Origin of the sequence: uncultured Sphingomonas sp. (assembly GCF_964244265.1) — a bacterium.
Lineage (GTDB): Bacteria > Pseudomonadota > Alphaproteobacteria > Sphingomonadales > Sphingomonadaceae > Sphingomonas.
Map to the genome: position 1 here is coordinate 47,168 of NZ_CAXTHV010000024.1, position 8,622 is coordinate 55,789.

General features: G+C 66.5%; 10 protein-coding genes. 7 read left to right on the forward strand and 3 right to left on the reverse strand.

All coding sequences use genetic code 11. The features are described 5' to 3' along the window. The first annotated feature begins 40 nt into the window (after positions 1-40). The 5 genes from ispG to ACFE7K_RS11130 all read left to right on the forward strand — a co-directional run bounded on the left by ispG (position 41) and on the right by ACFE7K_RS11130 (position 3,439). On the forward strand, positions 41-1,156 hold the full coding sequence (ispG, locus tag ACFE7K_RS11110; protein WP_375398256.1) for a flavodoxin-dependent (E)-4-hydroxy-3-methylbut-2-enyl-diphosphate synthase: 1,116 nt from the start codon (positions 41-43) through the stop codon (positions 1,154-1,156). Between the two features lie 72 nt (positions 1,157-1,228). Further along, entirely contained in the window at positions 1,229-1,714 is a 486-nt protein-coding gene (locus ACFE7K_RS11115) for a TIGR02281 family clan AA aspartic protease (protein ID WP_375398257.1), read from the forward strand. 41 nt (positions 1,715-1,755) lie between these two features. After that, positions 1,756-2,640: a DMT family transporter gene (locus tag ACFE7K_RS11120; RefSeq protein WP_375398258.1), complete on the forward strand. Its 885-nt coding sequence runs from the start codon at positions 1,756-1,758 to the stop codon at positions 2,638-2,640. Next, on the forward strand, positions 2,637-3,119 hold the full coding sequence (locus ACFE7K_RS11125) for a GNAT family N-acetyltransferase (RefSeq protein ID WP_375398259.1): 483 nt from the start codon (positions 2,637-2,639) through the stop codon (positions 3,117-3,119). The genes ACFE7K_RS11120 and ACFE7K_RS11125 overlap by 4 nt, the downstream gene beginning before the upstream one ends. Next, the gene (locus tag ACFE7K_RS11130) at positions 3,119-3,439 is read left to right on the forward strand and encodes a DMT family transporter (RefSeq protein WP_375398260.1); all 321 of its coding nucleotides are present in this window, start codon (positions 3,119-3,121) and stop codon (positions 3,437-3,439) included. Before ACFE7K_RS11125 ends, ACFE7K_RS11130 begins: the two co-directional genes overlap by 1 nt. Positions 3,440-3,652: 213 nt before the next feature. On the opposite strand, the gene ppa is transcribed toward ACFE7K_RS11130, so the two are convergent. The 3 genes from ppa to ACFE7K_RS11145 all read right to left on the reverse strand — a co-directional run bounded on the left by ppa (position 3,653) and on the right by ACFE7K_RS11145 (position 6,935). Further along, a complete protein-coding gene (gene ppa / locus ACFE7K_RS11135) occupies positions 3,653-4,210 on the reverse strand; it encodes an inorganic diphosphatase (RefSeq protein WP_375398261.1) in 558 nt (185 codons plus the stop codon). Positions 4,211-4,270: 60 nt separating this feature from the next. Continuing rightward, positions 4,271-6,184, reverse strand: coding sequence for a M61 family metallopeptidase (locus ACFE7K_RS11140; RefSeq protein ID WP_375398262.1), 1,914 nt, complete (start codon positions 6,182-6,184; stop codon positions 4,271-4,273). 100 nt (positions 6,185-6,284) lie between these two features. Then, positions 6,285-6,935 carry a DUF1345 domain-containing protein gene (locus tag ACFE7K_RS11145; RefSeq protein WP_375398263.1) on the reverse strand — a complete coding sequence of 217 codons (651 nt, stop codon included), beginning with the start codon at positions 6,933-6,935 and terminating at the stop codon, positions 6,285-6,287. 49 nt (positions 6,936-6,984) lie between these two features. On the opposite strand from ACFE7K_RS11145, the gene hisS reads away from it, so the two are divergent. Both hisS and ACFE7K_RS11155 read left to right on the forward strand, forming a co-directional pair. Next, positions 6,985-8,235 (forward strand): histidine--tRNA ligase, encoded by a 1,251-nt coding sequence (gene hisS, locus ACFE7K_RS11150; RefSeq protein WP_375398264.1) that lies wholly within the window; start codon positions 6,985-6,987, stop codon positions 8,233-8,235. Further along, positions 8,232-8,622, forward strand: a 391-nt coding sequence (locus tag ACFE7K_RS11155) for a PCRF domain-containing protein (RefSeq protein WP_375398265.1), incomplete at its 3' end; no start/stop codon positions are given. The genes hisS and ACFE7K_RS11155, both read left to right, overlap by 4 nt.

Here is an 8,622-nt window from a genome sequence, read left to right on the forward strand (position 1 = left end):
AACCGACTATAGGCTGCCCCAGCCCCGTCCGGAGAACAGCATGTCCGTCCGTCCCTGGCGCGATATCGTGCGCCGCAAAAGCCGCCAGATCATGGTCGGCAGCGTCCCCGTCGGCGGCGACGCGCCGGTCACCGTCCAGACAATGACCAACACCCCGACCAGCGACGCGCGCGCCACGATCGACCAGATCCGCCGCTGCGAGGAGGCCGGGGTCGACATCATCCGCGTCTCGTGCCCCGACGTCGAGAGCACCGCCGCGCTCAGGCAGATCGTCCGCGCGAGCCGGGTGCCGATCGTCGCCGACATCCACTTCCACTACAAGCGCGCGCTCGAGGCGGCGGATGCGGGGGCGGCTTGCCTGCGCATCAATCCGGGCAATATCGGATCGGCTGCGCGGGTGAAGGAAGTGATCGACGCCGCCAAGGCGAATGGCTGCGCGATCCGGATCGGCGTCAACGCCGGCAGCCTGGAGCGGCACCTGCTGGAGAAATATGGCGAGCCATGCCCGGACGCGCTGGTCGAAAGCGCGATGGACCATATCCGCATCCTCCAGGATCACGACTTCCACCAATACAAGGTCGCAGTGAAGGCATCCGACCTGTTCCTGGCGGTTGCCGCCTATCAGCAGCTGGCCGAGCAGGTCGATTGCCCGCTCCATCTGGGCATTACCGAGGCGGGCGGGTTCGTGGGGGGCACCGTCAAGTCGTCGATCGGCATCGGCTCGCTGCTGTGGTATGGCATCGGCGACACGATCCGCGTCTCGCTGTCGGCCGAGCCCGAGGACGAAGTGCGGGTCGGCTTCGAGATACTCAAGGGCCTGGGCATCCGCAATCGCGGCGTCCGCGTGGTGTCGTGCCCGTCCTGCGCGCGCCAGGGCTTCGACGTGATCCGCACGGTACAGGCGCTCGAGGAACGGCTCCAGCATATCCGCACGCCGATGTCGCTCAGCGTGCTCGGCTGCGTCGTCAACGGCCCCGGCGAAGCGCGCGAGACCGATATCGGCATCACCGGCGGCGGGGCGGGCAAGCACATGGTCTATTTGTCGGGGGTCACCGACCATCATGTCCAGGATGCGGACCTGATCGAGCATATCGTCAGGCTGGTCGAAGCCAAGGCGGCGGAGATCGAGGCGGGGGAGAATGCGCTGGCCGCATAATCGTCGCGTTCACGCAGGTTTAACCCTGAACGTTGACCGGGTTTCAAACGCTGCCGGTTATTGCCGCCCCTCATGAAATACGCATTCCTTGCGGTATCGGTGGCCGGCATCGCGATCGGGCTGGCGATGCCGTCGGGCAAGAAGCAGGCAATCGCCGCCGCACCCCCGCCGCTTGCCGCCGGCGAGGTCGACGCGCCGCGCGAGACGGTGATCGAGCGGAGCGACAACGGGCATTTCTACACCGTCGCCGACGTCAACGGCGAACCGATCAAGTTCGTCGTCGATACCGGTGCCACCACGGTCGCGCTGACGCTGGCAGATGCACGCCGCATCGGGCTGAAGGTCGATCCGGCCGAATTCGACGTAGTCGGCAGCGGGGCATCGGGAGCCGTGCGCGGCGTCGAGGTGACGCTGAGGGACCTGGTGCTCGATGGCAAGCGCGCCAGCGAGGTGCATGCCGTCGTCCTCGAAGGGCTGACCATATCGCTGCTCGGCCAATCCTATCTGCGCAAGCTCGACACCGTGTCGATCACCAGTGATTCGATGAAGCTGCGCTGATCGGGTGACGCGGCGGGCGGGGGCGGCTAACGCTCGCCGCGATGCCGCGCAGCCCCGCCTTCGTGTTCGCCGCCGCGGCCCTGGGTATTGCAATCTTCTCGTCGATGGATGCGGTGGTGAAGGGGCTGGTGCTCGCGATCGGCGTCTATGACACGATGTTGTGGCGGACCGTGGCCGGTATCGGCCTGACCGGCGCAATCTACCTGCCGCGCCGGCGGGGGTGGCCGAGCCGGTCGACGATGCGCGTCCACCTGATCCGCGGGACGGTCGGCACGGTGATGGCGATCACCTTCTTCTGGGGCCTGGCGCGGGTGCCGATGGCGCAGGCGATCGCGCTGTCGTTCATCGCGCCGCTGCTGGTCCTGTTCCTGTCGGTGGCATTGCTGAAGGAAACCATCAGCCGCCGCGCGATAATTGCGTCCCTGGCGGCGTTTGCCGGGGTGATCGTCATCATGGCGGGCCAGGCGGCGACGAGCCCGTCGCCCGACCGTTTCGCCGGGATCGTCGCGATACTGTGTTCGGCAGTGTGCTATGCCTATAATATCGTGCTGATGCGCCAGCAGGCGCTGGTCGCGGGGCCGAGCGAGGTGGCGTTCTTTCAGAGCGTGATCGTCGGCCTGCTGCTGCTGGTCGCGGCGCCGTTGCTGGCGCATGTTCCCGATGCCCGGCATGCCGGGCCGATCGTGCTGGCGGCGGTGCTGGGGACGCTGTCGCTGCTGATCCTGGCCTGGGCGTATGCACGGGGAGAGGCGAGCTATCTGGCGCCGACCGAATATACCGCTTTCATCTGGGCCAGCCTGTGGGGCTGGGTGATGTTCCATGAGAGCGTTGCGCCCTATACGCTGGCGGGCGCGATGATGATCATTGCCGGTTGCCTGATTGCCGTGCGGCGGCGGAGCGGGATGGAAGTGGAGGCGGCGCTGTGACCCTGACGATCCGACCCGCGGCCCCCGGCGACGCGGCGACCGTGCTGCGCTTCATCCGGGCGCTTGCGGCCTTCGAACGCGAACCCGACGCGGTGGTGGCGACCGAGGCGATGATCGACATGGCGTTGTTCGGCCCCGCGCCGGCCGCCGAGGCGGTGATCGCCGAACAGGGCGGCGACGCGGTCGGGCTGGCGGCCTGGTTCCACACCTTTTCGACCTGGACGGGCCGGCGCGGGATGTGGCTGGAGGACCTTTATGTGACGCCCGAGGCACGTGGCAGCGGGATCGGCCGGGCCCTGCTGCGGCATCTGGCGGGCATCGCACTCGACCGCGAATGCGCGCGGTTCGAATGGTCGGTACTCGACTGGAACGAAGCGGCAAAGGCGGTCTATCGCGCCGCCGGCGCCGAGGCGATGGTCGAATGGACGATCCAGCGGGTCAGCGGCGACGCGCTGACCGCATTGGCGGGACGCGGCTGATGGCGTGGACGTTGCTGGTGCTCGGCGGGTTGTTCGAAATCGCCTTTACCACCTGCCTGCGTCACGTCGACGGCTTTCGCAACGTTCCCTGGACGCTGGGTTTCCTTGCATCCGTGGCCTTGTCGATGACCCTGCTGGAACTGGCCGCACGGACGATCCCGATGGGCACGGCCTATGCGGTGTGGGGCGGGATCGGCGCGCTGGGCACGGTGATCGTCGGCATTGCCTGGTTCCAGGAACCCGCCAGCCTGCCGCGCCTGCTGCTGATCCTGGGCACCATCGCCTGCATCGCCGGGCTGAAGCTGACAGGCGCGCGCTGATGCTCGTGGACGACGCGGCCCAACGATCATGGCCCGAAGTTCACGAAAAGCCACACCCATCGCGGCACCCGAAACGGCAATGCTCGAAGGATCGTAACGACGACCGGACAGACCGGACAGACCGGACAGCAACGCTGTCACAGGACATCCAACATTGCAAGCGCCCGCACCCGGTCAAGGGCGGCCCGTTGCCGCCTTCGACCTGCCGCTCCATCATCCGGCGGCGGCGACCTTGTCGTCCTTTGCGTTGCTTGCCCGGTCGATCGCCTCCAGCGTGATGCGGCGGGCATCTTCGGCGCCGCCCCAGGTGCCGATACGCACCCATTTGGTCTTTTCCAAATCCTTGTAATGGGTGAAGAAATGCTCGATCTGCTCCATGACGATGCCGGGCAGATCGTCCTTCTGGTGGACGTCGGAATAATAAGGAAAGGTCTTGTTGTCGGGGACGCAGACCAGCTTCTCGTCGCCGCCCGCCTCGTCCTCCAGGTTCAGCACCGCGATCGGGCGCGCGCGGACGACCGACCCCGGCACGAACGGCGAGCGCGCGATGACCAGCGCGTCAAGCGGGTCGCCATCGGGCGACAGCGTATGCGGCACGAAGCCGTAATTGGCCGGATAGCGCATCGGCGTGTGCAGGATGCGGTCGACGAACAGCGCGCCGGACAGCTTGTCGAACTCGTACTTGACCGGCTCACCGCCGACCGGAACCTCGATGATCACGTTCAGGCTGTTCGGCGGATCGTCGCCGACCGGGATGAGGTCGATACGCATGACTGTGGATTCCCTGGATGATCGGTGGAAGGGCGCGGACGCTCTCCTGGGCCGGACCGATCACCTGGGCTTGAGCAGCAGGTCAAGCCCGCCTTCACCGGTGCCGGTCTTCTCGAGCCGCGGATAGCGAAGTCCGCCGTGATAGTCGATCGAAACCGTGCGGATCGCCTCGCCCGCCTTGACCGTCAGCACGATGGGCGCCTTGGCGGTCCTGGCGGCGCTGATCGAGGCTTTCAGCCGGTCGTCGGAATAGGCCAGGCCGTCGACCGCGATCAGCGTGTCGCCCAGCTTCAGCCCCGCGGCATAGGCCGGGAGCGCCCAGCGCTCGGCGGTGATCTCGCCGCCCGCGCCGACCGAGATGCCCAGCGAATAGCTGAAATCGGCGATCCTGCGCGTCCGTTCGTTCTGTCGCTGCGTCGGGCCCTGTTGATCGGTATAGACCAGCTTGTAGCCGTTGCGGGCAAAGCCTTCGAGGGGGGCGGGCTTGCCGGTCTCGGTCAGCCGCCGGGTCAGATAGCCGCGCCAGTCATAGGGCTGGATCCGGTCGAGCGTCGCGACGACATCGTCGAACGTATAGGTTACCTGTCCCCAGTCGCCGTCGTCGATGCCGAAGAAGGCGCGGGCGAAATCGTCGATCGACTTCGTTCCCTTCGACTGTTCGCGCAGGATCGAATCGACATCCATCCAGACCAGCAGGCCCTCATTGTAATAATCCTCGCCTCGCTGGTACGTACCCCAGCCCTTGGGCCGTCGGCTCGAGATGATCGGATCGTTGGTGGTGTCGAGCAGCGCGCGCCATTCGCGGCCGTTGGTGTAATCGAGGTTGGCCATGATCGCCGCATATTGATCCAGCGTGTCCTGTTTGGACACCAGGCCGGACCGCGCCTGAAGCACATAGCCCCAGAATTGCGTCTGCCCCTCATACACCCACAACAGGCTGTCGCGCATCGGCGTGCGGTAATCGGGAGTCCACAGGTCGGCGCCGCGGCGGAACTTGCCGTTCCAGCTATGGACGAATTCGTGCGGCAGCAGATTGCGCGCGTTGGTGCTGGATCCCCAATCGAGGAAATAGCCCAGCCGCGTGCCGTCCTCCGAACTGCGATGATGTTCGAGGCCCGACCCGCCAAGCTCGTTCGAGATCGAGAACAGGAATTCGTAATGGTCGTAATGCTGCGCGCCGAACAGCTTGACCGCCTGGTCGACCAGCCGCCTGTGCGCGTCGATCTGTTCCGGGGTTGCGGCGAGTTCGGCCGGGTTGTCGGCGAAGACGTTTAGATTAACCCGGTCGGACAGCGCGATCTTGCGGTAATAGCGTCCCGCCAGAATCGGCGAATCGACCAGCACCTCGTAATTGGTCGGCTCATAGGTATAGGTCGAGCCGGCGACCCGGGCGTTCAGCGCCGAGGCGGCGGTGAAGCCTTCCGGATATCTGACCGTCATGCGCACCGGGATCTGGCGCGCGAAATAGCCGGCCGGGTATATCGTGTTCGAGATCGTCTGGAGGCTGATCAGGTTGCGCGTCATGACGATGCGGCCCTGGTCGCCCTTGGTCGCCGAGGCGAACTTGAACGCGATGTCGACGGTCCTTGCGCCCTTCGGCACGTTGATATGAAAGGCATAGACGTCGACCGGATCGCGGGTCCACGGCACTTCCTTGCCCGCGACCGTGAAGTGCAGCGCGATGACCTTGTCGAGCTCGCCGCGCGGCGTGTGCCCGCCGGGGATCCATTGGGGGTACAGGAAGACCGTGTCCCCTGCCTTGGCGACCGGCACCGTCTCCTTGATCGAGAAGATGCCCCGCGCGGTGTCGGTGGCGTCGATGTCGACGGTCATCGTGCCGGGATAGGGCCGGTCGACCGCCGCCGGGATGGTGTCGACCACCGGCACCGGCTGGGGCTTCGAATTTTCGGCAAGCGCCACCGTCCCGGTGGCGGCGGCGACGAGCAGGACGGCGATGGCGGCGCGGCGGATCATGGCAGGTGCGACCCCTCTCAGGTGACAATGTCACCCTCGTAAGCGCCTCGGACGCCGCTAGTCCAGCCGTATCCGCTAAACGCCCGCCGGCCCGTCTCCGTCAACCCGAACTGCTGCCCAATACGTTGATGGTGAACGCCAATACGCCCAGGTTGAAGACGAACGCCGCCAGGCATTGGCCGGTGACGATCCGCCGCACCCGGCGCGCGGTGATGTCGACGTCGCTGGTCTGGAACGTCATGCCCAGGGTGAAGCTGAAATAAAGGAAATCCCAGTAATCCGGCTCGTCGCAGGACGGAAAGTCGATCCCGCGGGCATCGTCGTCGGGATGTCCCTCGGGCGCCAGATAGTAGAGATGGGCGTAATGCAGCGCGTAGATCGTGTTGGAGAACAGCCACGCAATCACCAGTGTGCCGACCGCCAGCGCGATCGCCAGCGGGTCGTTCTTCCCCTGCAATTCCTTGGCGACGGCGACCAGGATCACGCTCATCGTTACCCCGGTGATGATCAAGAGGCCGGCGCGGTTGGCGTCGTTGGTGCGCGCCGCCTGTCGCATGTCGTCTGCGCCATTGTCCCGCAACAGCGTGGCGATCGCCGCCAGGAAGACCAAGGCGGCGACGTCGAACCCCGCCATCGTTCCCCTGCTCCAGCCGAGCCGCGGGATGGCGATCGCCAGCCCGGCGACAAAGACGATCGCAAAGGCGATGAAACGCGGTGGCGCGATGGTCTTGCCGAGGTTGAATTTGGCCATCGTCCGGTACTAGCGCCCCGTCGCGGCCTCGCCTAGATACCCGCGCTTCATGGCCCGTATCGAAACCCCCCGGCGCGTTCGCGGCACGCAGGACATTTTCGGCGAGGACCAGCGCCGCCACGCGCACGTGCTGGCGGCGTTCGAACGTGTTCGGCGCCTGTATTGCTTCAGCCGGGTCGACGTGCCGGTGTTCGAGGACACGCAGGTGTTCGCACGGTCGATCGGCGAGACGACCGACGTCGTCGCCAAGGAGATGTACACGTTCGAGGATCGCGGCGGCGATTCGCTGACGCTGCGCCCCGAATTCACCGCCGGCATTGCGCGCGCGTACCTGACCGAGGGATGGCAGCAATATGCCCCGATCAAGCTGACCACCAGCGGTCCCGTATTCCGCTATGAACGCCCGCAAAAGGGGCGCTTCCGCCAGTTCCACCAGATCGACGCCGAGGTGATCGGCGCGGCCGAGCCCGCCGCCGATGTCGAGTTGCTGGCGATGGCCGACCAGTTGCTCCTCGATCTGGGCATTGCCGACGGCGTGACGCTGCAGCTCAACACGCTGGGCGACGCCGAGACGCGCCATGGCTGGCGCTCGGCCTTGACCGCGCATTTCGAACGGCATCGCGGCGACCTGTCGTCGGACAGCCTGGCGCGGCTCGACAAGAATCCGATGCGCATCCTCGACAGCAAGGACCCGCGCGACCGGCCAATCGCCGGCGCCGCGCCGGGGATCGACGCGCACCTGTCGCGCGAGGCGGGCGCATTCTTCGAGGCGGTGACCAGGGGTCTCGATGCCACGGGCGTGAAGTGGACGCGCAACGCGCGGCTGGTGCGCGGGCTCGATTATTACCGCCACACCGCGTTCGAGTTCGTCACCGACCGGCTGGGCGCGCAGGGGACGGTGCTGGCGGGCGGGCGCTATGACGGGCTGATCGGGAGCCTTGGCGGACCCGAAACACCGGGCGTCGGCTGGGCGGCGGGGGTCGAGCGGCTGGCGATGCTGGTGGCGGCGCCGGCCAGGGACGGGGTGGATATTGCCGTTGTCGCGGAGGTCGACGAGTTCGAGATGGCGGCAATCAAGTTGACCGCGGCATTCCGTCGAGAGGGATTGTCTGCGGAAGCCATGACCACGGGAAGCCCCAAAAAGCGCTATGACAAGGCGCTCAGGACCGATCCTGCCTACATGATTTCGCTTTCTCGCGACGCCGGTGTGGTCAGGGTCAGGGAGCGAGGTCTAAAGGGAAAGTTTCATCCCGATGAGCTCCGGAAGATCATAAGCTCAGCGACGGGCGGTCTTGAATGACCACCATCTCCCCCCAGCGGATCGCGCAGATCGAGGCGCGCCGGGACGAACTCGCGGCCTTGATGGCGACCGGTGACCTGCCGGGCGAGCGGTTCGTCCAGGTGTCGAAGGAATATGCCGAGCTGGAACCCGTCGCGAAGGCCGCGGGCGAGGTGCGGCGGTTGCGCGCCGAACTCGCGACGCTCGCGCAGATGGCCGAGGGCGAGGATGCAGATGGCGAACTGAAGGCGATGGCGCGCGAGGAGAGCGACGCGATCCGCGACCAATTGCCCGGGGCCGAGCGCGCGCTGGCACTCGCCCTGCTGCCGCGCGATGCCGCCGACCAGCGTGCCGCGATGCTCGAGATCCGCGCCGGCACCGGCGGCGACGAGGCGGCGCTGTTCGCCG

Excerpts from the sequence above, each read along its gene's own strand:
- ACFE7K_RS11145 (WP_375398263.1), bottom strand. The coding sequence starts at position 6,935 with ATGGCCAAATTCAACCTCGGCAAGACCATCGCGCCACCGCGTTTCATC.
- ACFE7K_RS11120 (WP_375398258.1), top strand. The coding sequence starts at position 1,756 with ATGCCGCGCAGCCCCGCCTTCGTGTTCGCCGCCGCGGCCCTGGGTATT.
- ppa (WP_375398261.1), bottom strand. The coding sequence starts at position 4,210 with ATGCGTATCGACCTCATCCCGGTCGGCGACGATCCGCCGAACAGCCTG.
- ACFE7K_RS11130 (WP_375398260.1), top strand. The coding sequence starts at position 3,119 with ATGGCGTGGACGTTGCTGGTGCTCGGCGGGTTGTTCGAAATCGCCTTT.
- ACFE7K_RS11140 (WP_375398262.1), bottom strand. The coding sequence starts at position 6,184 with ATGATCCGCCGCGCCGCCATCGCCGTCCTGCTCGTCGCCGCCGCCACC.
- ACFE7K_RS11115 (WP_375398257.1), top strand. The coding sequence starts at position 1,229 with ATGAAATACGCATTCCTTGCGGTATCGGTGGCCGGCATCGCGATCGGG.
- ispG (WP_375398256.1), top strand. The coding sequence starts at position 41 with ATGTCCGTCCGTCCCTGGCGCGATATCGTGCGCCGCAAAAGCCGCCAG.
- hisS (WP_375398264.1), top strand. The coding sequence starts at position 6,985 with ATGGCCCGTATCGAAACCCCCCGGCGCGTTCGCGGCACGCAGGACATT.